Origin of the sequence: Curtobacterium sp. GD1, from assembly GCF_020882855.1 — a bacterium.
In the GTDB taxonomy this organism is placed as follows: Bacteria; Actinomycetota; Actinomycetes; order Actinomycetales; family Microbacteriaceae; genus Curtobacterium.
Genome location: NZ_JAFEVQ010000010.1, coordinates 1 through 22,202 on the forward strand (window position 1 = coordinate 1; position 22,202 = coordinate 22,202).

At 71.4% G+C, this 22,202-nt stretch carries 17 protein-coding genes; 13 read left to right on the forward strand and 4 right to left on the reverse strand.

Annotation, left to right across the window (positions count from 1 at the left end):
* Nucleotides 1-156 precede the first annotated feature (156 nt).
* From JSX79_RS07100 to JSX79_RS07145, 10 genes are all read left to right on the forward strand, one after another.
* Nucleotides 157-1,599 carry a sugar porter family MFS transporter gene (locus tag JSX79_RS07100; RefSeq protein WP_071296160.1) on the forward strand — a complete coding sequence of 481 codons (1,443 nt, stop codon included), beginning with the start codon at nt 157-159 and terminating at the stop codon, nt 1,597-1,599.
* A gap of 300 nt (nt 1,600-1,899) precedes the next feature.
* Nucleotides 1,900-2,841, forward strand: coding sequence for a 30S ribosomal protein S2 (rpsB, locus tag JSX79_RS07105; RefSeq protein WP_229085584.1), 942 nt, complete (start codon nt 1,900-1,902; stop codon nt 2,839-2,841).
* Nucleotides 2,842-2,922: 81 nt separating this feature from the next.
* On the forward strand, nt 2,923-3,750 hold the full coding sequence (gene tsf, locus JSX79_RS07110) for a translation elongation factor Ts (protein WP_071296161.1): 828 nt from the start codon (nt 2,923-2,925) through the stop codon (nt 3,748-3,750).
* Nucleotides 3,751-3,903: 153 nt separating this feature from the next.
* Nucleotides 3,904-4,623: a UMP kinase gene (gene pyrH, locus JSX79_RS07115; RefSeq protein ID WP_070416390.1), complete on the forward strand. Its 720-nt coding sequence runs from the start codon at nt 3,904-3,906 to the stop codon at nt 4,621-4,623.
* A 47-nt stretch (nt 4,624-4,670) separates the two neighbouring features.
* Nucleotides 4,671-5,225 carry a ribosome recycling factor gene (gene frr / locus JSX79_RS07120; RefSeq protein WP_070416389.1) on the forward strand — a complete coding sequence of 185 codons (555 nt, stop codon included), beginning with the start codon at nt 4,671-4,673 and terminating at the stop codon, nt 5,223-5,225.
* Complete coding sequence (locus tag JSX79_RS07125) at nt 5,225-6,217, forward strand: phosphatidate cytidylyltransferase (protein WP_175473642.1); 993 nt, start codon at nt 5,225-5,227, stop codon at nt 6,215-6,217. The genes frr and JSX79_RS07125 overlap by 1 nt, the downstream gene beginning before the upstream one ends.
* 68 nt (nt 6,218-6,285) lie before the next feature.
* The gene (locus tag JSX79_RS07130; RefSeq protein ID WP_070419098.1) at nt 6,286-6,834 is read left to right on the forward strand and encodes a DivIVA domain-containing protein; all 549 of its coding nucleotides are present in this window, start codon (nt 6,286-6,288) and stop codon (nt 6,832-6,834) included.
* Nucleotides 6,835-7,230: 396 nt separating this feature from the next.
* Nucleotides 7,231-7,887 (forward strand): transglycosylase SLT domain-containing protein, encoded by a 657-nt coding sequence (locus JSX79_RS07135; protein ID WP_374475066.1) that lies wholly within the window; start codon nt 7,231-7,233, stop codon nt 7,885-7,887.
* Nucleotides 7,888-7,901: 14 nt separating this feature from the next.
* Nucleotides 7,902-8,207: a hypothetical protein gene (locus tag JSX79_RS07140; protein WP_070416388.1), complete on the forward strand. Its 306-nt coding sequence runs from the start codon at nt 7,902-7,904 to the stop codon at nt 8,205-8,207.
* Nucleotides 8,204-8,932, forward strand: a complete 729-nt coding sequence (locus tag JSX79_RS07145) for an alpha/beta hydrolase (protein ID WP_229085586.1) — start codon at nt 8,204-8,206, stop codon at nt 8,930-8,932. Before JSX79_RS07140 ends, JSX79_RS07145 begins: the two co-directional genes overlap by 4 nt.
* A gap of 89 nt (nt 8,933-9,021) precedes the next feature.
* On the opposite strand, the gene JSX79_RS07150 is transcribed toward JSX79_RS07145, so the two are convergent.
* Nucleotides 9,022-10,896 carry a hypothetical protein gene (locus tag JSX79_RS07150; protein ID WP_229085587.1) on the reverse strand — a complete coding sequence of 625 codons (1,875 nt, stop codon included), beginning with the start codon at nt 10,894-10,896 and terminating at the stop codon, nt 9,022-9,024.
* Nucleotides 10,897-11,081: 185 nt separating this feature from the next.
* On the opposite strand from JSX79_RS07150, the gene JSX79_RS07155 reads away from it, so the two are divergent.
* Nucleotides 11,082-12,818, forward strand: a complete 1,737-nt coding sequence (locus JSX79_RS07155) for a hypothetical protein (protein WP_229085588.1) — start codon at nt 11,082-11,084, stop codon at nt 12,816-12,818.
* A complete protein-coding gene (locus tag JSX79_RS07160) occupies nt 12,815-13,819 on the forward strand; it encodes a tetratricopeptide repeat protein (protein ID WP_229085589.1) in 1,005 nt (334 codons plus the stop codon). The genes JSX79_RS07155 and JSX79_RS07160 overlap by 4 nt, the downstream gene beginning before the upstream one ends.
* A 190-nt stretch (nt 13,820-14,009) precedes the next feature.
* Here JSX79_RS07160 and glgB read toward each other — a convergent pair whose 3' ends face one another.
* From glgB to JSX79_RS07175, 3 genes are all read right to left on the reverse strand, one after another.
* The gene (gene glgB, locus JSX79_RS07165; protein ID WP_374475068.1) at nt 14,010-16,652 is read right to left on the reverse strand and encodes a 1,4-alpha-glucan branching protein GlgB; all 2,643 of its coding nucleotides are present in this window, start codon (nt 16,650-16,652) and stop codon (nt 14,010-14,012) included.
* Between the two features lie 110 nt (nt 16,653-16,762).
* Entirely contained in the window at nt 16,763-18,763 is a 2,001-nt protein-coding gene (locus JSX79_RS07170; RefSeq protein WP_229085591.1) for an alpha-1,4-glucan--maltose-1-phosphate maltosyltransferase, read from the reverse strand.
* 141 nt (nt 18,764-18,904) lie between these two features.
* Nucleotides 18,905-20,923: a glycogen-debranching protein gene (locus JSX79_RS07175; RefSeq protein ID WP_229085592.1), complete on the reverse strand. Its 2,019-nt coding sequence runs from the start codon at nt 20,921-20,923 to the stop codon at nt 18,905-18,907.
* A 58-nt stretch (nt 20,924-20,981) separates the two neighbouring features.
* Here JSX79_RS07175 and JSX79_RS07180 point away from each other — a divergent pair, with 58 nt between their 5' ends.
* On the forward strand, nt 20,982-22,145 hold the full coding sequence (locus tag JSX79_RS07180) for a cysteine desulfurase family protein (RefSeq protein WP_229085593.1): 1,164 nt from the start codon (nt 20,982-20,984) through the stop codon (nt 22,143-22,145).
* Nucleotides 22,146-22,202 lie beyond the last annotated feature (57 nt).

The following is a 22,202-nucleotide window of genomic DNA, read 5'->3' on the forward strand; positions in this document are numbered from 1 at the left end:
GGCCAACCGCGCCCGCGCGCCCGGTTGGCCCCCGCGCCCGATCCGGTAGTACAGTCGGGGCCGCTCCGGAACACGCAACGCCGCTCGGACGGCGAACCAGCCGACCGCCGGGGCACCGTGCAGCATCCCGCACGGCGGCGGGAAACCTGGAGCATCGTGTCGAACGCGACAACGCAGCACGGCGAAGACCGTGCCTTCAAGGGGAAGGTCACGCTGTTCGCCATCGCGGCAGCGGTCGGCGGCTTCCTCTTCGGATTCGACTCGTCCGTCATCAACGGTGCGGTCGAGGCAATCAAGGGCGAGTTCGGCCTGTCCGAGGCCGCGAGCGGCTTCGCCGTCGCCTCGGCACTCATCGGCTGCGCGTTCGGCGCCTACTTCGCCGGCCGCCTCGCGGACCGCTGGGGTCGCACGCGCGTCATGTTCTGGGCCGCCGTCCTGTTCTTCGTGAGCTCGATCGGCAGCGCGTTCGCGTTCGCCACCTGGGACCTCGTGATCTGGCGCCTCGTCGGCGGTCTGGGCATCGGCACCGCGTCGGTCATCGCGCCGGCGTACATCTCCGAGGTCTCGCCGAAGGCCATCCGCGGTCGCCTGGCCTCGTTCCAGCAGCTCGCGATCACGCTCGGTATCTTCGCCGCACTCCTGTCCGACCAGCTCTTCGCGGTGACCGCCGGCGGCGCCTCGGAGCAGGTGCTCGGCCTCGCCGCGTGGCGCTGGATGTTCCTGGTCGGCGTGATCCCCTCGGTCGTGTACGGCGTCCTCGCCATCACGCTCCCCGAATCGCCGCGCTTCCTCCTCGCCAAGGGCAGGACGGACGACGCGCGCGAGGTGATGGGCAAGATCGTGCCGCGCGACACGGTGAACACCAGCCTCGAGGAGATCCAGGACGGCATCAAGAAGGAGGCCAGCGAGAAGAAGGGCTCCATCCGGGGCAACCGCTTCGGACTCCAGCCGATCGTCTGGGTCGGCATCATCCTCGCGGTGCTGCAGCAGTTCGTCGGCATCAACGTGATCTTCTACTACTCGACGACGCTCTGGCAGGCGGTCGGCTTCAAGGAGGACCAGTCCTTCCTCATCTCGACCATCACCTCGGTCGTGAACGTCGCCGTCACCTTCATCGCGATCTTCACGGTGGACAAGCTCGGTCGGAAGCCGTTGCTCATCGCGGGTTCGACGGGCATGTTCGTGTCGCTGCTGATGGTCGCGATCGCGTTCTCGCAGGCGACGATCGTGAACGGCGAGCCGAACCTCCCCGGTGCGTGGGGCGTCATCGCGCTGATCTTCGCGAACCTCTTCGTCGTGTCGTTCGGTGCCACGTGGGGTCCGCTCATGTGGGTCCTGCTCGGTGAGATGTTCCCGAACCGCATCCGTGCGACGGCACTCGGCATCGGGTCCGCGGCGAACTGGATCGCGAACTTCCTCGTCACCATCACGTTCCCCGTCCTGTCCGGCTTCAACCTGACCGTGACCTACGGCATCTACGCGCTGTTCGCCCTGCTCTCCCTGTTCTTCGTCATCGCGAAGATCCCGGAGACCAAGGGCCGCTCCCTCGAGGAGATGGGCATCACGGCCGAGGGCGACACGGTGGACGCCAAGGCCTGACGCACCAGCGTCACCACCGTCCAGGAGGCGCGGTGCGGGTCCGACCCGCACCGCGCCTCCTGTGCGTCCACCGTCTGCTAACATCTCCTCAGCAGTGCGCTCCGGCGCGCTGACTTCGCGTGTCCACAGCGCCGTCACCGGCGCGGCACCCGACCATCGGTCTCGCTCTCACGAGCGGGCGGTCGCGTGCCAGGGCACCAGGGACCACGACCGACGGTCGTGATCGACACAACCGCAACAGGTCCGCAGCGACGTGCGAGAGCACGGCTGCGCGCCGAGAAGACAGAAGGAGGACGGCACATGGCCGTCGTCACCATCCGCCAGCTGCTCGACAGCGGCGTCCACTTCGGACACCAGACCCGTCGGTGGAACCCGAAGGTGAAGCGATTCATCCTCGCCGAGCGCTCCGGCATCCACATCATCGACCTGCAGCAGTCGCTGGCCTTCATCGACCGCGCGTACGACTTCGTCAAGGAGACGGTCGCGCACGGTGGCACGATCCTCTTCGTGGGCACCAAGAAGCAGGCCCAGGGCTCCATCGCCGAGCAGGCGACCCGCGTCGGCCAGCCGTACGTCAACCAGCGTTGGCTCGGCGGTCTGCTCACGAACTTCCAGACGGTCTCCAAGCGCCTCGCGCGCATGAAGGAGCTCGAGGAGATCGACTTCGACGACACGACGAAGGGCTTCACCAAGAAGGAGCTCCTCATCAAGAAGCGCGAGCTGGACAAGCTCCACAAGACCCTCGGTGGTATCCGCAACCTCACGCGGACCCCGAGCGCGCTCTGGATCGTCGACACCAAGAAGGAGCACCTCGCCGTCGACGAGGCGCAGAAGCTCGGTATCCCGATCATCGGCATCCTCGACACCAACTGCGACCCCGACGAGATCACGTACCCGATCCCGGGCAACGACGACGCGATCCGCTCCGTCGGTCTCCTCACCCGCATCGTCGCCGACGCCGCGGCCGAGGGCCTGAAGACCCGCCACAACGGTGGCGACGACGAGGCTGCGGCCGAGCCCCTCGCCGAGTGGGAGCAGGAGCTCCTCGGTGGCGAGACCGCCGCGCCGGCGGCTGCGACCGCGGCGCCCGCCGCCGCCGAGGCCGAGACCCCGGTCGAAGAGAACGACGCTGACGCGCAGGTCGCCGCGAAGGAGATCGGCGAGCCGATCGCCGACGACGCGAAGAACGCAGAGCCGACGGCCGAGGCCGAGGCCGCTGCGGAGACCACCCCCGCCGAGTGACCATCGGGGGCGTCGGGCCGATCGGTCCGGCGCCCCTGCTCCACTCTCCACAAACGCTCAGTCCAGAAAGGACTCCAGTCAATGGCCAACTACAGCCTTGCTGACGTGAAGAAGCTCCGCGAGGAACTCGGGGCCGGCATGATGGACGCGAAGACCGCGCTCGTCGAGGCCGACGGCGACTACGACAAGGCCGTCGAGCTGCTCCGCATCAAGGGCGCGAAGGCCGTCGCCAAGCGCGACGACCGTGCGACCTCCGAGGGTGTCGTCGTCGCGTCGACCGACGGTGGCGCCGCGACCGTCGTCGAGCTCGCGAGCGAGACCGACTTCGTCGCGAAGAACGAGAAGTTCACCACCCTCGCCGACAAGGTCGTCGCCGCGGTCGCCGCCGCCGGTGCCGCCGACGTCGAGTCCGGCAACGCCGCGCCGCTGGACGGCAAGACGGTCGCCGAGGTCATCGACGAGGCTGCCGCCGCGCTCGGTGAGAAGCTCGCGCTCCGCACGGTCACCCGTGTCGAGGGCGACGCCTTCGAGGTCTACCTGCACAAGACCAGCCAGGACCTCCCGCCGCAGATCGCCGTCGTCATCGCCTACTCGGGCTCCGACGCGGCCGAGGCCCGTTCCATCGCGCAGCACGTCGCGTTCGCGAACCCGACCTACCTCACGCGGGACGAGATCCCGGCCGAGGCGATCGAGAAGGAGCGCGCGACCGTCGAGGCGATCACGCGCGAGGAGGGCAAGCCGGAGGCCGCCCTGCCGAAGATCGTCGAGGGTCGCCTCAACGCCTACCGCAAGCAGGTCGCGCTCCTCGACCAGGACTACGCGAAGGACAACAAGATCTCCGTCGCGAAGGCCGCCGAGAACGCCGGCATCACGATCCAGGGCTTCGCCCGCGTCAAGGTCGGCGCGTAACGAACCCGTGACGGGGCTCGGAACCACCAGGTTCCGGGCCCCGTTTTCGCGCGCCGACACGCGCGAGCACCGACTGGAGGCGCGACCCGCCTCCGCCGGACCGGCTGCGGCCGGGTAGATTCCCACGAGACATTCGACGAAGGGTGCGACCACATGACGAACGAGAAGACCGGACGCCGCCGGGTCCTGCTGAAGCTGTCGGGGGAGGCGTTCGGTGCCGGTTCGCTCGGTGTGAACCCGGACGTCATCAGCACGATCGCGAAGGAGATCGCGGTCGCCGCGCAGGAGGTCGAGGTCGCGATCGTCGTCGGCGGCGGGAACTTCTTCCGCGGCGCCGAGCTCTCCCAGCGGGGCATGGACCGCGGGCGCGCCGACTACATGGGCATGCTCGGGACCGTCATGAACGCCCTCGCGCTGCAGGACTTCCTCGAGCAGGCCGGAGCCGCCACGCGGGTGCAGTCGGCGATCAGCATGACCCAGGTCGCCGAGCCGTACATCCCGCGGCGTGCCGAGCGGCACCTCGAGAAGGGGCGCATCGTCATCTTCGGTGCCGGGGCGGGCCTGCCCTACTTCTCGACCGACACGGTCGCCGCGCAGCGTGCCCTCGAGATCGACGCGCAAGAGGTCCTCGTCGCCAAGAACGGCGTCGACGGCGTCTACACGGCGGACCCGAAGAAGGACGCCACGGCGGAGAAGCTCCACCACGTCACCTACCAGGACGCGCTCCTGAAGGGCCTCAAGGTCGTCGACGCCACCGCGTTCTCGCTCTGCATGGACAACGGCATGCCGATGCACGTCTTCGGCATGGAGGGCGACGGCAACGTCGCCGCCGCGATCCGGGGCGAGCGCATCGGCACGGTGGTCAGCAACTGACCCCGTCCGCTGACTAGACTCGACGCCAGTACCGAAGGAGTAACACCGTGATCAGTGATGTCCTGACCGAAGCCACCGAGAAGATGGCGAAGGCGGTCGAGGTCGCCAAGGACGACTTCTCGACCGTCCGCACCGGCCGCATCAACGCGGCGCTCTTCCAGAAGATCCCGGTCGAGTACTACGGCACGCCGACGCCGCTCGCGCAGCTCGCGTCGCTGCAGACCCCCGAGGCCCGCACGCTCATCGTGACGCCGTACGACAAGACGGCGCTCAAGGAGATCGAGCGCGCGATCGCGACGTTCCCGAACCTCGGCGCCAGCCCGACGAACGACGGTGACATCGTCCGCGTGACGATCCCGGAGCTCACGCAGGACCGCCGCAAGGAGTTCGTCAAGCTCGTCCGGAGCAAGGGCGAGGACCACAAGGTCGTCATCCGCAACATCCGCCGCAAGGCCAAGGACGACCTCGACGCGCTGAAGGGCGAGATCTCGGACGACGAGATCTCCCGTGGCGACAAGGACCTCGAAGCCCTGACGAAGAAGCACGTCGACCAGATCGACGACTCGCTGAAGAAGAAGGAAGCCGAACTCCTCGAGGTCTGATGCACCGTCCGGACCAGGGCGGTGACCGCCCCACAGCAGAGAAGCGTTCCGCCAAGGGGCTGCGTCAGGACTTCGACGCGCGCGCACGAGCCGCACGCACCGACTTCGAGGCGCAGCTCCGGCAGCGGAAGGCCGACTTCGGCGCCCGCAACGAGGCGCTGACGGCGCGCACCGGACGCAACCTGCCGGCCGCGATCGGGATCGCCCTGGCGTTCGCGGTCGTGATGCTCGGCTCGTTGCTCATCTGGAAGCCGTCGTTCATGGTCGTCGGGGCGTTCCTGCTCGGCGTCGGCGTCTACGAGCTCGCGAGCGCCATGCGGTTCGCCGGGCGCGACGTGCCGCGCATCCCGAGCGTCATCGTCAGTGTGGCGATCGTGCCGGCGGCGTTCATCGGCGGTCAGATCCCGGCGCTGTTCACGCTCCTCGGCGGCATCGTGTTCATCAGCCTCTGGCGCCTGGTCGAGGTCGCGATCGCGCGTCCGAAGCCGGCCGCGGGCAACGTGGTGCGGGACCTCACGAACGGCTTGTTCGTGCAGGCCTACATCACGCTCCTCGGCGCCTGCGTCGTGCTGCTGGCGGCACAGCCCAGCGGGCAGCTCTGGGTGATCGGCTTCATCCTCGTGGTCGTCGCGGTCGACACCGGCGCGTACGCCACCGGGCTCAACCTCGGCAAGCACCCGATGGCGCCGCGGATCAGCCCGAAGAAGACGTGGGAGGGCTTCGCCGGCTCGGTCGCCGCCAGCATCATCGTCGGCATCCTCGTCTCGTGGCTCATGCTCGGGCTGCCCTGGTGGACGGGCATCATCCTCGGCGTGCTCATCTCCGGGTCCGCCACGCTCGGCGACCTCACCGAGTCGATGATCAAGCGCGACCTCGGCATCAAGGACATCTCGTCGTTCCTGCCCGGGCACGGTGGACTCCTCGACCGCATCGACAGCATCCTGCCGTCCGCCGCCGTCGCCTACGTGCTGTACCTCGTCGTCAACCACTGAACGGACCCCTGGCCCACGCCCCAGCGCGTCCAGGTCACACCATGGTCCGGTCCTGGCAGAATGTCGCCGTGGCCACCACCTTCCCGAACGCAGACCGCTCCGCCCTCGGATACGACGTCGACGAGGTCGAGCGCTTCCTCGAGGACGCCCGCCGCGCCTACACGGCGAACGACACCGCTCCGGCGATCGAGGCCGCGAAGATCCGGGCCACCGCCTTCTCGATGCGCAAGGGCGGCTACTCCACCGCACACGTCGACGCCGCACTCGAACGGCTCGAGGACGCCTTCGCGGCTCGTGAGCGCGAGCGGGAGATCGCGGACATCGGGCAGAAGGCCTGGTACGCCGAAGCCCGGTCGAAGGCCTCCGACGTCGTGGCGCGTCTCGAGCGTCCGGACGGGCAGCGGTTCGGTCGCGTCAGCTTCCTCGGCACCGGGTACCACCCGAAGGACGTCGACGCCTTCGCGAAGCGGCTCGAGGGCTACTTCCGCGACGGCAAGCCGCTCAGCCTGACCGAGGTCCGCTCGATCGTCTTCCGACCGAAGCACGGCGGCTACCGCGAAGCACAGGTCGACGCGCTGCTCGACGCCGTCGTCGAGGTCATGCTCGCTGTCCGCTGACGACGCGCTGGTGGCGGGTGCTTCGCTTTCCGTGATCGTTCCGTTATCCTGGTCGAACTCATGGGCAGGCACACGGCAGACATCAGCTCCGACCGCGATACCCGCGAGCACCTCGGCCTCACGGCCGCCGGTGAGCGCCGCGCGGCACTGAACCGAACCCGCACGGCGGAGAACTCGGTCCTCCCGGCGAACCCGACGGTGGTCACGGCATCGGTGCCGACCGCTCCGGCCGTCGCCCCCAAGTCGGTCGCGGCGAACCGCGTGTCGGACACGACGGACGCGCAGGCGTCGGTCGCCCACGCGGTGCCCGCCACCCCTGCCGACCCCCGCATCGTCAAGCAGCGTCGTGCCCGTGCGGTCGCCGCAGCCGCGAAGCCGTCGTCGTCCCCGCAGAGCATGAACACCTTCGTGCGCAAGCGCGCTGCGGTGCCGGTGCTGTCCTTCTTCGCGGTGTCCGGCATCGTCGTCGGCTCGCTGTTCAACCCGCTGCAGCCCGACGTGGCCCAGGCAGCGGTCTCCGCTCCGGTGCTCGTCAAGGCGCCGGCGGCCCCGCAGGAGTACACGGCGCACGGCACCTACGCCGCGTTCGACGTCTCCCGCGACGCGTACGGCGTGACGCTCCCGAAGCCCAAGGTCGTCGAGAAGCCGAAGACCGAGACCGAGACCACGGATGCCGACGCGGACACCGCCACGGACGAGACCGCCTCGGTGAGCGCCTCGAACACCCTCGCGGCGACCGCTGCGACGCCGGACCCGGGCAGCGCCCAGGCCATCGCGCAGGAGATGGTGGCCGCGCGCGGCTGGGGGACCGACCAGTACAACTGCCTCGTCTCGCTCTGGAACAAGGAGTCGGGCTGGCGCGTGAACGCGTACAACCCGAGCGGTGCCTACGGCATCCCGCAGGCGCTCCCCGGCAGCAAGATGGCCACGGCCGGCGCTGACTGGCAGACGAACCCGGCGACGCAGATCACCTGGGGCCTCAACTACATCTCCGGCGTCTACGGCACGCCGTGCGGTGCCTGGGGCCACAGCGTCGCGAACAACTGGTACTGATCGGCTGAACGCAGGTGCCGCGGAGCAACCGGCCGCGACGCCCTCGGGGCCGCGGTCCCGAGCAGGACGACGAGCCCACCGGTCTCGACCGGATGATGAGCTCGTGGAAGCGCACCGAGGTGCGCCGCGGCCGTGAGTACCTCGTGCAGCCCATCTCCGCCGCCTCGGCGCAGAAGGAGTACATCTGCCCGGGCTGCGGCGGCACGGTGCTGCCCGGCGTGGCGCACGTCGTCGTCTGGCGTGCCGACGGGGTCCTCGGGGACGAGGCCGACCTGGCGTCCCGCCGCCACTGGCACAACCACTGCTGGAGCATCGCATGACCACCGAGATCCGGTCGAACACCGAGCTGCCGGCCCGACGCACCGACATCGAGCTCGTCACGGACGACCACCTCACCCTGGTCGGAGAGCTCGCCGAGCCGCTGGAGCACGCTGCTCGCGGCACGATCGTCACGCTGCACCCGCTGCCGACCGCGCACGGTTTCATGGACTCGCACGTGCTGAAGAAGGCGGCGGCCCGGCTCCCGGCCCTCGCCGACATCGCGGTGCTCCGGTTCAACTTCCGCTCGGTGACGTCCCCGCGCGGCACGTCCGAGGGCGTCTTCGGCGACGGCGTCTCCGAGGGGTTCGACCTGCGCGCCGCCGTCACGGACGTCGTCGACCGCGGTCTGCCGACACCGTGGCTCGTCGGGTGGTCGTTCGGCACCGAGGTGATCCTCAAGCACGCGCTCGAGCACGTCGAGGCCGGCCGGGTCGCCGGTGTCGTCCTGCTCTCGCCGCCGCTGCACCGCACCACCGACGACGAGATCGCGCGCTGGGCGGAGGTGTCCGTCCCCGTCGTGGCCCTCGTCCCCGAGCACGACGACTTCCTGCAGCCGGACGAGGCGGCACGTCGCTTCGCCATCGCGCCGAACGTCCGTGTCGTCCCGGTGGAGGGGGCGAAGCACCTCTGGGTGGGGGAGAAGTACGTCCGGATCGTGCTCGACGCGGTCGCGGACCTCGTCGTGCCGGGCAGTGCACCGCTGCCGACGCACGTCGCCGACTGACGGACGGGCCGGGTCGCGGGGAACGGGTCGCGTCGCCGACGCGGGCCGGTCCAGGAGGCGCGGGTCGCGCCTCCTGGACCGGCCGACGCTCAGCGCGTGGTCGCGTCCTCGTCGTCGGTGACCGACTCGTCGTCGGGCTCGATCACGAGCTCGGCCGGCTCCGCGGCGTCGACCGACGGTGCGGCGCCGAGCAGGCCGGTCGCGTTGGTCAGGACCCCGCGGAGGTTCTCGAGGTAGCCGGCGACGGCGTCGCGTTCGGTCCGGATGGCCGCGAGGCGGTCCTCGGACTCGGCGATGATGCCGGCGGTGCGCTCCTCGGCGTCAGCGATCATCTTGTGCACGCGGTCCTGGGCGTCCGCGACGATCGTACGTGCGTGCTCCTGCGCGTCCGAGGTGCTGGAGCGCTCGAGGTCGTCAGCCTCCTGCTGGAGGCGCTCGGCCCGTTCGCGTGCCTCGGTCGCGCGGCGCGTCGCCTCGGCGAGCTGCAGGTTCGCCTCGTCGAGGTACTTCTGCGTCTCGGTGACGGTGTCGTGGTGCTTCTGCAGGTAGTCCTGCTCGGCGTCGTCACGTCGGGCGGCGAGTTCCGACTCGAGGGTCGTGCGGGCCTCGTCGCGTTCGCGGGCGATCTCGGCACGGACCTCGTCGCGCTCGCGGGTGAGGTCGGCACGGGCCGTGTCGATCTCCTGCCGGAGCGCCGTGCGCTCGGCCTCGAGCGTGCCGAGCTCGGCGGTGCGGCGGTCGGCGATCTCGGTGTCGACCTCGGCGTGTTCGCGTTCGCGGCGGGCGGCGAGTTCGTTCTCGTGCTCGCGGGCGGCGCGTTCCGCGGTCGCCTCGGCCTCGGCGCGCTCCCGCTCGATGCGCGTCGCGTGCTCGTCGAGTTCGCGGGCGATGCGGTCCGCGGTCTCCTGCACCAGCCGGGCGTTCTCGGTGCGGGTCTGCTCCTCGTCGACGCGGAGCTGGGCGCGTGCGGCCTCGATCTCCTGCTCGAGCGCGGCGCGGGCCGAGGCGAGTTCGCGGTCCCACTCGGCGCGGGCGGCCGCGAGTTCCTCGTCGAGGACACGGCGGCGGTCGCCGAGCTCGGCGTCGAGCTCGGCGCGACGGCGGTCGACCTCGGCGGCGAGGTCGGCGCGTCCGGTCTCGAGCTCGAGCGCGTGGGCCTGCTGCTCGTCGTCGCGTTCACGGTGCCAGGCGGCGCGACCCTCGGCGATCTCGCGCTCGAGGGCGTCGCGGCGGGTGGTCTCGTCGCGGTCGAGGTCCTCGACACGGCGGGCGTGGTCGGCCTCGAACACGCTGCGGCGGTGCTCGGTCTCGCGGACGAGGTCGGCGGCGGCGCGACGGGCCTCGGCGGACTCGCGCTGGGTGATCTCGCGGAGCTCGGCGACCTCGTGCTCGACCTGGGCGCGCAGAGCGTTCGTCTCGCGGATCGCGACCGAGCGGACCTCGGCCGCCTCGGTCACGGCGGCACCGCGGATCGCGGCGGCCTCGTTGCGGGCGTCCTGCGTCAGGAGCCCGGCCTCGGCGCGGGCGCGTTCGACGGTGTCGGCCGACTCGGCGCGGGCACGGGTGAGCTCGTTCGTCGACCGGGTGCGGGCGTCCTCGAGCGTGTCGCGGGCTTCGTCCTGCGCCTCGCGCAGGGTGCGGTCGGCCTCGGCACGGCTCGAGGCGCGGAGCCGCTGCGCGTCGATGTCGGCCTGGCTGATGAGCCGCGTGGACTGTTCCTCAGCGACGCGGAGGGTCGACTCGAGACGGGTGCCGAGTCCGCTGTACGTGGGGGTGCCGGCCTCGTCGAGCTCGCCCTGCAGCTCGGAGACGCGCGCCTGCAGGAGGCGGATCTCCTTCGCGGCGTCGGCCCGGTCGTTGTTCGACTTGATGAGCTCGCGGCGCAGATCGTTCAGCGAGCGGTCCACGTCTTCGCGGCGGTACCCGCGCAGCTCGGTCCCGAACTCTGCCTCGTCGTTCGCCACGTGTTCGCTCCTGGGTGCTCGGCGGAGGGCACAGGGAAGGCCCGGCACGATTGTAGTGGCGTGCGGAGACGGTGGGCTGTGACCGCGGACAGCGGTGGGGGATGCGGCGTCCAGACTCCCTCGCTATCCTGGAGCGCTGATTCGCGCGCCGACACCCCCACCCCGGCGCGGTAGGGAGAAGATCCGTGCGATTCGTCCTGGCGATCGTCAGTTTCGTCATCGGGCTGCTGCTCGTCGCCCTCGCGGTCGGCCAGCGGACCGTGTTCGAGCCACCGTCGTCGCTCGTCGCGGCATCGTCCTCGAAGAGCTCCGCCCCGGTCACCGTGATCCCGGGCTCGACGCTCAACGCCAACCCCGGCTACCAGCGCATCAACGTCTCCGGCTCGGGCAAGGTGTTCGCGGCCTACGGCAAGACGAGCGACGTCGACGCCTGGATCGGCGACGCGAAGCACACGACGATGCGGTTCGACGCCGAGCAGGCGAAGCTCGTCGGCCGCACGACCGGCTCCGAGTCCACCGTGCCGGACCCCGCGGGAAGCGACCTCTGGTACCAGGAGTACGACAGTGCCGGACAGTTCACGGTCCGTCTGCCCGAGGACGTCAGCGTGATCATCGTCGGCGACGGTACGGCCGCGGCCCCGAGCGACGTCTCGGTCACGTGGCCGCGCGACACCGCGACGCCGTCGGTCGGTCCGCTCCTCGTCGCCGGTGGCGTGTTCCTGGTCGGCGGCATCGTCCTGCTCGTCTGGGCGTTCGTGCACCAGCGTCGTGGTCGCGGACCGCGCCGCCGCAGCGGGGGCTCCCGTCCGCCGCGCGTGCGTGCCTCACGCCGGGCCGCGGCCGCCGGCGCCCAGGTACCGGTCCGCGGTCGTCGCGGCCGCCGGGCGTTCGTGGCGATCCCGGTCCTGCTCGTCGGGGCCCTCGGTCTCGCCGGCTGTTCGTCCGACTACTGGCCGCAGGGGGCGTCCGCGGCCAGCCCGACGCCCACCGCGACGGCGACCGGGACGGCTGCGCAGGCCGAGCCGACCGCCGCCACGAAGCAGCAGATCACCCGGATCGTCCAGCGGGTCGCGTACGTGGCGAAGCGTGCCGACGACGCTCGCGACGCGAAGCTCGCCGAGCAGCGCTTCACCGGTGCGGCCCTCGACCTGCGCGCGGCGAACTACACGATCCGCGGCAAGGACTCGGACGTCGACGCCCCGCCGACGATCTCGGGGGAGCAGGTGTGCGTGGCGCTGCCGCAGCAGACCGACTCGTGGCCGCGTACCGTGTTCGCGGTCGTCGCCGAGGACTGCGACGCGAAGTCGGCCCCGCAGGCGCTGACGCTCGTGCAGGACTCCGCCCGCGACGACTACAAGGTCGCCTACGACGTCTCGCTCGAGGCGGCGGCGAAGATCCCGAGCCTCGCGCCCACGTCGATCGGCGCCGCCCTGCTCGCGTCGAACACGAAGCTGCTCGCCATCGCACCCGACGAGATCGCGAAGGCGTACGGCGACATCCTCTCGAAGGACAAGGACAGCTCGTACGCGTCGCTGTTCCAGGCGGACGGCGACGGCCTCCGGTCGACCATCGGCAAGGCCTACAAGGACAAGAAGTCCGAGTCGCTGCCGGACACCGCGAAGATCGAGTACTCGTCCGAGGTCCCCGACGACAGCGCCGTGGCGATCGCGACGGACGGTGCCGGAGCGCTCGTGTCCGCCGACCTGAACGAGGTCGAGAAGGTCACGCCCACCGCGGCCGGCGCCGAGGTGAACACCGAGGGTGCTGTGAAGGCGCTCTCCGGTGTCGACTCCAGCACGAAGGGCATCAGCGCGACCTACGGCGTGCAGCTGCTCTTCTACGTGCCCCCGGTGGGCACCGATGACAAAGTGGTCCTGCTCGGGTTCACGCAGGGCCTGACAGCAGCGAGTGAGGTGCAATGACCAACGTCCCCCCGACCCCGTCCGGTCTCCGCGGAGCCGTCGACCTGTCGTCCCTGGTGGACCGCGCCCAGCGGCCGCCCCAGCCCGGCGGTGCCGCTGCCGGCGGCCCCGGGTCCGGCGTCGCCGCCGGTGCTCCCGGCAGCGAGACCGGTGCCGACCTGACCGTCCCGTCGCTCGTCCTCGACGTCACCGACCAGACCTTCCAGGACGTCCTGCAGCTCTCCACGATCGTCCCCGTGATCGTCGACATCTGGGCCGAGTGGTGCGGGCCGTGCAAGCAGCTCTCGCCGATCCTCGAGCAGCTCACCGCCGAGTACGACGGCCGCGTGCTGCTCGCGAAGGTCGACGCCGACACGAACCCGCAGCTCGTGCAGGCGTTCCAGGCGCAGTCGATCCCGACCGTGGCCGCGCTCATCGGCGGACGCCCCCTCGGGCTCTTCGTCGGTGCGCTGCCCGAGGCGCAGGTCCGCGACGTCTACGAGCAGGTCCTCGCCGCTGCCGCCGAGAACGGTGTCTCCGGCCGCGTCACGGTCGACGGAGCGGCCCCGGCCGACGCCGTCGAGCAGGGCGAGTCCGAGCCGGAGCCGCTGCCGCCGCACCACCAGGCCGCGTACGACGCGATCGAGCAGGGCGACTACGCCACCGCGATCCAGGAGTACAAGACCGCGATCGCGCAGGACCCGCACGACCAGATGGCCGTCGCCGGGCTCGCACAGGTGTCGCTGCTCGACCGGCTGAACGGTCGCACCGCGGACGACATCCGGGCTGCTGCGGCCGCCGGGCCCTCCGACGTGCAGGCGCAGCTCGCGGTCGCCGACCTCGACATCTCCGGCGGGCACGTCGACGACGCGTTCGGCCGGCTGCTCGACCTCGTCCCGACGGTGTTCGGGGACGAGCGCGAGGCGCTCCGCGTGCGGCTCGTCGAGTACTTCGAGCTGATCGGCACCGAGGACCCGCGCGTGGTCGCCGCGCGCCGGCGTCTGGCGAGCGCGCTGTACTGAGCGCCGACGCAGGCGTCGAACCACGAAACCGACGTCGAACCAGGGTCGCACCCTGGTTCGATGTCGGTTTCGTGGTTCCACACCGTGGTCCTGCGCCGCGGTCGTGGTCGCGTCCGGGACGCGACCGCACGACGGACGGGAGGCGCGGTGCCAGCCGGCACCGCGCCTCCCGTCCGTCGTGTGCGCGGGGCTAGCGCGCCAGCTTCAGCCAGACCGCGCCGAGCGGCGGCACCACGAGGTGCGCGGACGCCGGACGCCCCGCCCACGGGGTGTCCTCGGCCGTGACCACGCCGAGGTTCCCCACGCCCGACCCGCCGTACTCCGCGGCATCGGTGTTCAGGACCTCGTGCCAGGCACCGGCCGCCGGCAACCCGAAGCGTCGCTCGACCGGCACGCCGGAGAAGTTCACGAACACCGCGAGCCGGTCGTCGCCGTCCTTCCGCAGGAACCCGAGCGTCGAGTGCGGTGCGTCGCCACCCTCGATCCACTCGAAGCCGTCGGCCGTGGCGTCGTGCGTCCAGAGCGCCGGCGTCTCGCGGTACACCCGGTTGAGCGAGGACACGAGGTCCTGCACTCCGCGGTGCCCCGGGTCGTCGAGGAGCCACCAGTCCAGCCCGCGCGCCTCGGACCACTCGCTGGGCTGGGCGAACTCCTGCCCCATGAAGAGCAGCTGCTTGCCGGGGTGCGCCCACATGAACGCGAGGTAGGCCCGCACGTTCGCGAGCTTCTGCCACTCGTCGCCGGGCATCTTGCCGTAGAGCGATCCCTTGCCGTGCACGACCTCGTCGTGGCTGATCGGCAGGGTGAACTGCTCGCTGAACGCGTACACGAACGAGAAGGTGATCTCGTCGTGGTGGTAGCTCCGGTACGCCGGGTCGCGCTCGATGTACTGCAGGGTGTCGTGCATCCAGCCCATGTTCCACTTCTGGCCGAACCCGAGACCGCCCGCGCTGGTCGGCTGCGTGACGCCCGGCCACGAGGTGCTCTCCTCGGCGATCATCACGATGCCCGGGTAGCGCTTGTACGCGGTGGCGTTCGTCTCCTGCAGGAAGGAGATCGCCTCGAGGTTCTCGCGTCCGCCGTGGATGTTCGGCAGCCACTCGGTGCGCGAGTAGTCGAGGTACAGCATCGAGGCGACGGCGTCCACGCGGAGCCCGTCGATGTGGAACTCCTCGAGCCAGTAGAGCGCGTTCGCGACGAGGAAGTTGCGGACCTGCGGCTGCCCGAAGTCGAACACGTAGGTGCCCCAGTCGAGCTGCTCGCCACGGCGGGGGTCCGGGTGCTCGAACAGCGCGTAGCCGTCGAACTTCGCCAGCGCCCACTCGTCCTTCGGGAAGTGCCCGGGGACCCAGTCCATGATCACGCCGATGCCGGCGGAGTGCAGCCGGTCGACGAGGTACCGGAGGTCGTCGGGGGAGCCGAACCGGGCAGTCGGGGCGTAGTAGCCCGTGACCTGGTAGCCCCACGATCCGCCGAAGGGGTGCTCGGCGAGCGGCAGGAACTGCACGTGGGTGAAGCCCGTGTACTGGACGTGGCCGATGAGTTGGTCGGCGACCTCGCGGTAGGACAGCCCCGGACGCCACGAACCGAGGTGGACCTCGTAGACGCTCATCGGACGGTCGTGCGTGGTCGTCCGTGCCCGGTGCTCCATCCACTGCGCGTCGCCGTCGGACCACTCGTGGTGCGACTCGTCGATCACGGAGGCGGTCAGCGGCGGGACCTCGGTCCGCCGGGCGAACGGGTCGGCCCGCTCCACCCAGCCGGAGTCGGTGAGGAGCTGGAACTTGTACCGCTGACCGACGAGGGCGCCGGGCCAGAACAGCTCCCAGACACCGAGGTCGGTCAGGCGACGCATCGCGGTGGTGCGGCCTTCCCAGCCCTCGAAGTCACCGATCACCCGGGCTGCGGTCGCCCGCGGGGCCCAGAGCGTGAACGAGACGCCGTCCACGCCGTCGACCGTGGTGACGTGCGCGCCGAGGTGGTGCCACAGCTGCTCGTCACGGCCCTCGCCGAAGAGGTGCAGGTCGAGCTCGCCGATCGTCGGGGGGAACCGGTAGGCGTCGTCGGTCGTCCAGGTGATGTCGTCGCTGTCGGTCGACGGGTCCGGGTCGTAGTCGGCCTCGACCCGGTACCGTCCGAGCTCGCCGGGGGTCGCGCCGGCCCAGAGGCCGTCACCCTCGTGCGTGAGCTCGACGTCGTCGCCGTCCGGTCGGACGATCCGCACGGCGGTCGCGAGGTGGCGGACCACACGGACGCTCGTGCCGCCGTCGACGGGGTGCGGTCCGAGGACGTCGTGGGGCTGGGACCAGCGGGCCTCGGCGACCTGCTGGCGGAGCCACTCCTCGACGGGGGCGGGACGCGGGCCGGTCGTCCCCGGCGTGGTGTCGGTCGGACGGGAGGCGCGGGTCGACCCCGCCTCGCTCGTCGCGGCGAGCGGGCTGCCGCCTTCGCTGGTCGGCGCGTCCGCCCCGTCGCCGGGGCCGTCCGTGTCGCCCGCGTCGGCCGACGTCGTGACGCCGGTCGCGCCTCCTGTGCCGTCACCGGCGGCCGCGGACCGCTCGACGGACTCGACCGCCTCGACCGTGACGTGGCGCGGGTGGGCCGCGTCGGACGCGTGTCCGGCGAGCGTGGCCGATTCGGCGACGTCGCGGTCCGGCGCTTCCCGTCGGGCCGGGGGTGCACCCGGCAGGTCCTCGCCGGGCGCCGAGACACGTGGCTCGTAGCGGGGGGTCGCAGGCTCCGGCGATGCCGACGGACGCGGTCCTCCGGCTGCCGGCGTCTCCGGTGCGACGTGCTGCGCCGGGTGCGTCGGGCGCGGGGTGTCGGCCGGCATGCGGCGGGGCAGCACGGGCGGCGGGGGCGGCGGCACCGGCGGAACGCTCGGCCCCTGCCCCCGGTCGTTCGGCGCTGCCGTCGGTGCGTCGTCCTCGGGGTGGGTGTCGGTCATCGGTGGGGTCCCTCCACGACGAGCAGGTGCACGGGTTCCTGGAACGCGTCCAGGCGGACGTAGTTCGACGATCCCCAGACCCAGCGCTGGCCGGTCACGACGTCGCGGACGTCGAACGCCTGCTCCGGGTCGAGGCCGAGGGCGGCGAGGTCGAGGTGGACCGTGGTCTCACGGGCCGAGTGGGGGTCGACGTTCGCGACGACGATCACGGTGTCGTCGCGCCCGGAGCGGATGAACCGTCCGGGCAGGTGCTTGGAGTACACGACGATCGCCGGGTCCTCGGCGTCGTGCACGTGCAGGTTCCGGAGCTGGCGGAGCGCCGGGTGCGCCTGCCGGAAGCGGTTGAGCATCGTCACGTACGGCGCCAGGCTCGCACCCTCGGCCTCGGCCAGGGCGAAGTCACGCGGCTTGTACTCGTACTTCTCGTTGTCGATGTTCTCTTCCGAGCCGGGGCGTGCGACGTCCTCGAACAGCTCGTACCCGGAGTACATGCCCCACGTCGGCGCACCGGTGGCCGCGAGCGCCGCACGGATCTTGTACCCGGCGCGGCCGCCGAACTGCAGGTACTCGGTGAGGATGTCGGGCGTGTTCACGAACAGGTTCGGACGCAGGTACGCGCTCGTCTCGTGCGAGAGCTCGTCGAAGTAGTCGGCGATCTCGTCCTTCGAGTTCCGCCACGTGAAGTACGAGTACGACTGCTGGAACCCGACCTCGGCGAGGGCGCGCATCATCGCCGGGCGCGTGAACGCCTCGGCGAGGAACACGGTGTCGGGGTGCTCGTCGCGGATCTCGCGGATGACCCGCTCCCAGAACCAGAGCGGCTTGGTGTGCGGGTTGTCCACGCGGAAGATGCGGATGCCGAGGGCGATCCAGTGGCGCAGGACCCGCAGGACCTCGGCGACGAGCCCCTCGGGGTCGGTGTCGAACTGGATCGGGTAGATGTCCTGGTAGCGCTTCGGCGGGTTCTCGGCCGTGGCGATGGAGCCGTCCGCGCGCACTGTGAACCACTCGGGGTGCTCGGTGACCCAGGGGTGGTCGGGCGAGCACTGCAGGGCGAAGTCGAGCGCGACCTCCATCCCGGTGTTCTTCGCCGTCTCGACGAAGTCGCGGAAGTCGTCCTCGGTGCCGAGGTCCGGGTGGATGGCGTCGTGCCCGCCGTCGGGGCCGCCGATGGCCCACGGGCTGCCGGGGTCGTGCGGGCCGGGGGTGAGCGTGTTGTTCGGGCCCTTGCGCGCGGTCGTGCCGATGGGGTGGATCGGCGGGAGGTACACCACGTCGAAGCCCATGCGCGCGACGCCCGGGAGCCGTCGGGCCGCGGTGCGGAAGTCGCCGCTCTTCCACGAGCCGTCGGGGTTCTTCTTCGCGCCTTCGCTGCGGGGGAAGAACTCGTACCAGGCGCCGACACCGGCGCGGGTGCGCTCGACGTCGAGCAACTGCGTGGGCGAGTGCGTCCGGAGCGAGGTGAGCGGCGCTTCTTCGACCTCGCCCGTGATGCGCGGGTCGTCGACGGCGGCGAGTCGTTCGGCCGGGTCGAGGTCGGTGTCGCGGATGCGCGCCGCCGCACGCGTGGCGGCGGGGGAGTCGGTCTCGTCGGCGAGTCGGTCGAGGAGCGCCGCTCCGTCGAGCAGCGTGGCCTCGGTGTCGACGCCCGCGGCGATCTTCAGGCGGGCACCGTGCAGCCAGGACGACCAGTCGTCGGCGTAGGACTCGACGTGCCACGTCCACACACCGGTGTGGTCGACCTGGACGGTCGCCTCGTAGCGGTCGGTGCCCGGGGCGACGAGCACCATCGGGACGGTCCTGGTGCCGCCGTCCGGTCGTTCCAGGACGAGGTCGGCGCCGATGACACCGTGCCCTTCGCGGAAGACGGTCGCACCGAACGTGATCACCTCGCCGTCGAACGCCTTGCCGGGGAACCCGTTGGGCGTCGTGGGGGCGAGCTCGGTGATCGGGATGCGCCCGATCTTCGGTCGGCGGGGTCGGTCTGCAGTGGCCACGGAGCCGACGCTACCCGGCGAGCGCCTCCGCGTTCCCCGGAACGTGCCGTCCGTGGAGACCCGGGCGCGCCGTGGCGCTGTGGAGGAGCACCGCGCGACCGTCGTGCCGGAGCCGACCTGCGCCTCCTGGACCGGCCGCCGTCAGGCGATCTCGAACACGTGGATGCCCGGTCCGTACGCCGTGAACACCTGACCCGCGGGCCGGAGCCGCTCGTGGTCGCGGTGCTTCTCGCTGGACCACGCGAGCCGGTACCCGAGCACGTCCTCGCGCACGGGCAGCGTCATGTCCCGCGTGCGCCCACTGCCGTGCACCACCACGAGGACGCGGTCGAACGGCTCGTGCTCCGGCGTCGACTCGACGAAGTACTGCAGCGCGCGGTGGATCGGCTGGTCCCACCCCTCGGCCGTCATCGGGTGGCCGTCGGGCCCGTACCAGGACATCCGGGACGCGCCGGGGGTCTCCTGCCCCTCGACGCCGAACCGGGTCGGCCGGAGGGCGGGGTGCGCGGCGCGGAGCCGTGCGAGTGCGGAGACGGCCTCGGTCATCGCCTCGGCGTCCTCGTCGTCCGACCAGTCGACCGGGGTGAGGTCCTCGGACACCACGTAGGCGTTGTTGTTGCCGTGCTGCGTCCGGCTCCGCTCGTCGCCGGCGGTGAGCATCGGCACGCCCGCGGAGAGCATGAGCGTCGCGACGAGGTTCCGCATCGACCGGCCCCGCGCCGCCCGCACGCCGCGGTCGGCGGTGTCGCCCTCGATGCCGTGGTTGAACGAGCGGTTGTCGTTCGAGCCGTCGCGGTTCTCCTCGCCGTTCGCCTCGTTGTGCTTGCCGTCGTACGACACCAGGTCGAGCAGGGTGAAGCCGTCGTGGGCGGTGACGAAGTTGATGCCGGCGAGCGGCCCGCGTGCCGTGTCGAAGAGGTGGCGCGAGCCGGTCAGGGCCCCGGCGAGCGCGCCGATGCCGGTGGCGGGGGCGCCGTGGCGTCGCTCCTCGGCGATGTCGGTGAGCCAGAACTGCCGCACGGTGTTCCGGAAGCCGTCGTTCCACTCGCTCGTGCGCGCGCCGAACGAGCCCGTCTTCCACCCGTCCGGTCCGACGTCCCACGGTTCGGCGATGACCAGGGTGTCCTGCAGGTCAGGGTGGTTCCGGATCCGCTCGAGCAGCGGGTGCGACCGGTCGAACACGTGGTCGGCGTCGCGGCCGAGCGCCGCCATCAGGTCGAACCGGAACCCGTCGACCTGCACCTCGCGCGCCCAGTAGCGCAGGCTGTCGACGATGAGGTCGGCCGTGGCCTCGACCGAGGTGTCGAGGGTGTTCCCGCAGCCGGTGGTGTCGTAGTACGAGGCGCCGTCGGCGGTCCACCGGTAGCGGTTCGCCCCGTCGATGCCCCGGAGCGAGGTCGTCGGGCCGCCGAGGCCCTCTTCTGCGGTGTGGTTGTAGACGACGTCGAGGACGACCTGGATACCGGCGGCGTGCAGCAGTCGGACCATGCCCTTGAACTCGCGCAGCACCGCGGAGGCGCCCTCGGCCCGCGCACCGGGGGAGGCGTGGGCCGCGTGCGGCGCGAAGAACCCGAGCGTGTTGTAGCCCCAGGCGTTCTCGCGTCCGGCGTCCCGCAGCCACCGTTCGGTGTCGAAGGCGTGCACGGGCAGCAGCTCGAGCGTGGTCACGCCGATCCGGTGCAGGTGCGCGATGGTGCTCTCGTGGGCGACGCCGGCGTACGTGCCGCGGAGGTCCTCCGGGACGGCCGGGTTCGTCGCGGTCAGGGTCCGGACGTTCGCCTCGTACACGACGACCCGGTCGAGCGCCGTCGTCGGCTTGACCACCCCGCCCCAGTCGAACGCGTCGTCGACCACGACACCCGTCCAGCGTGGTCCGGTGCCGCGCACGATCCCACGGGCGTACGGGTCGAGCAGCGGACGCTCCGCGTCGAACGCGTCGCGCGGACCGGCGGGACCGTCCACGAGCAGGTGGTACGTGTCCCCGGGTCCGACTCCCGGCACGGCACCCGCCCAGACGTCGCCGGACCGCGTCAGCGGGAACGTGCCGCGGCCGTCGACCACGACCGACACGGCCGTCGCCGTCGCCGACCGCACCGAGAACCGCGGGACATCGGCGGTCAGGAGGAACCCCGGGGTCTCGTCGATCGCCGTCTCGTGCATGGCACCAAGGGTACGAGGACCGACGAGTATCCTGGAAACGCTCGTTCAGGGGGTGCAGATGCCGGTCTACCTCGACCACGCCGCGACGACGCCGATCCTGCCGGAGGCGCTCGCCGCGTTCACCGCCGCGCTCGGCACCGTCGGCAACCCGTCGTCGATCCACAGCGCGGGGCAGCAGGCGAAGATGCTGCTCGAGGACGGCCGCGCCGCAGTCGCCGCCTCACTCGACGCCGACCCGGTCGAGGTCGTCTTCACCTCCGGCGGCACCGAGAGCATCAACCTCGCCGTGAAGGGCATGTTCTGGGCGCGGCAGCAGGACCGTCCGCGCCCGCGCATCGTCGTCCCCGGCGGGGAGCACCACGCGACCGTCGACACCGTCGAGTGGCTCGAGCGCCACGAGGGCGCGGTCGTCGACGTGGTCCCGTTGGACGCGCAGGGACGCGTCGACCTGGCGGCCCTGGAGGCGCGGCTCGCCGACGCCTCGGACGTCGCCCTGGTCACGTTCCTGTGGGCGAACAACGAGGTCGGCACGATCGCGCCGGTGTCACGCATCGTCGAGCTCGCGCACGCCGCGGGCGTGCCCGTCCACAGCGACGCGGTCGCCGCGTACGGCCAGGTACCGGTGTCGTTCGCCGCCTCCGGGCTCGACGCGTTGAGCGTGTCGGCGCACAAGATCGGCGGCCCGGTCGGCATCGGCGCGCTCGTGCTCGGCCGTCGTGCGAGCGTCGAGCCGCTCATCCACGGGGGCGGGCAGCAGCGCCAGGTGCGGAGCGGGACGCAGGACGCCCCGGCGGCGGCGGCCTTCGGGGTCGCGGCCGCGATGCCGCACGCGGACGTCCGGGCACTGCGGGACCGGCTCGTCGCCGGGGTCCGGGCAGCGGTGCCCACCGCGGTGCTGATGGGGGACCCGGTCGACCGGCTCCCCGGCAACGCGCACTTCACGTTCCCGGGCTGCGAGGGGGACTCGCTGCTCTTCCTGCTCGACGCCGCCGGGGTCGCGGTGTCGACCGGTTCGGCGTGCCAGGCCGGCGTGCCCGAGGCCTCGCACGTCCTGCTCGCCATGGGCCTGTCGGAGCAGGACGCCCGCGGTGCGCTCCGGATCACGCTCGGGCACACCACGACCGACGCCGACGTCGACGCGTTCCTCGCCGCCCTGCCGGACGCGGTGGCGCGCGCCGGAGCCGCGGGGATGGCGTCGAGGGAACCGCTCCTCGGACGCTGACCGGTCCACCGGGGCCGAGCCGCGCCTCCCGGGCTGGGAAGCACCGGTAGGATCGGT

Bases quoted from the DNA above. Each gene is read 5' to 3' on its own strand.
- rpsB (WP_229085584.1), top strand. From the start codon at position 1,900: ATGGCCGTCGTCACCATCCGCCAGCTGCTCGACAGCGGCGTCCACTTC.
- tsf (WP_071296161.1), top strand. From the start codon at position 2,923: ATGGCCAACTACAGCCTTGCTGACGTGAAGAAGCTCCGCGAGGAACTC.
- pyrH (WP_070416390.1), top strand. From the start codon at position 3,904: ATGACGAACGAGAAGACCGGACGCCGCCGGGTCCTGCTGAAGCTGTCG.
- JSX79_RS07125 (WP_175473642.1), top strand. From the start codon at position 5,225: ATGCACCGTCCGGACCAGGGCGGTGACCGCCCCACAGCAGAGAAGCGT.
- JSX79_RS07135 (WP_374475066.1), top strand. From the start codon at position 7,231: ATGAACACCTTCGTGCGCAAGCGCGCTGCGGTGCCGGTGCTGTCCTTC.
- JSX79_RS07145 (WP_229085586.1), top strand. From the start codon at position 8,204: ATGACCACCGAGATCCGGTCGAACACCGAGCTGCCGGCCCGACGCACC.
- JSX79_RS07160 (WP_229085589.1), top strand. From the start codon at position 12,815: ATGACCAACGTCCCCCCGACCCCGTCCGGTCTCCGCGGAGCCGTCGAC.
- glgB (WP_374475068.1), bottom strand. From the start codon at position 16,652: ATGCCGGCCGACACCCCGCGCCCGACGCACCCGGCGCAGCACGTCGCA.
- JSX79_RS07175 (WP_229085592.1), bottom strand. From the start codon at position 20,923: ATGCACGAGACGGCGATCGACGAGACCCCGGGGTTCCTCCTGACCGCC.
- JSX79_RS07180 (WP_229085593.1), top strand. From the start codon at position 20,982: ATGCCGGTCTACCTCGACCACGCCGCGACGACGCCGATCCTGCCGGAG.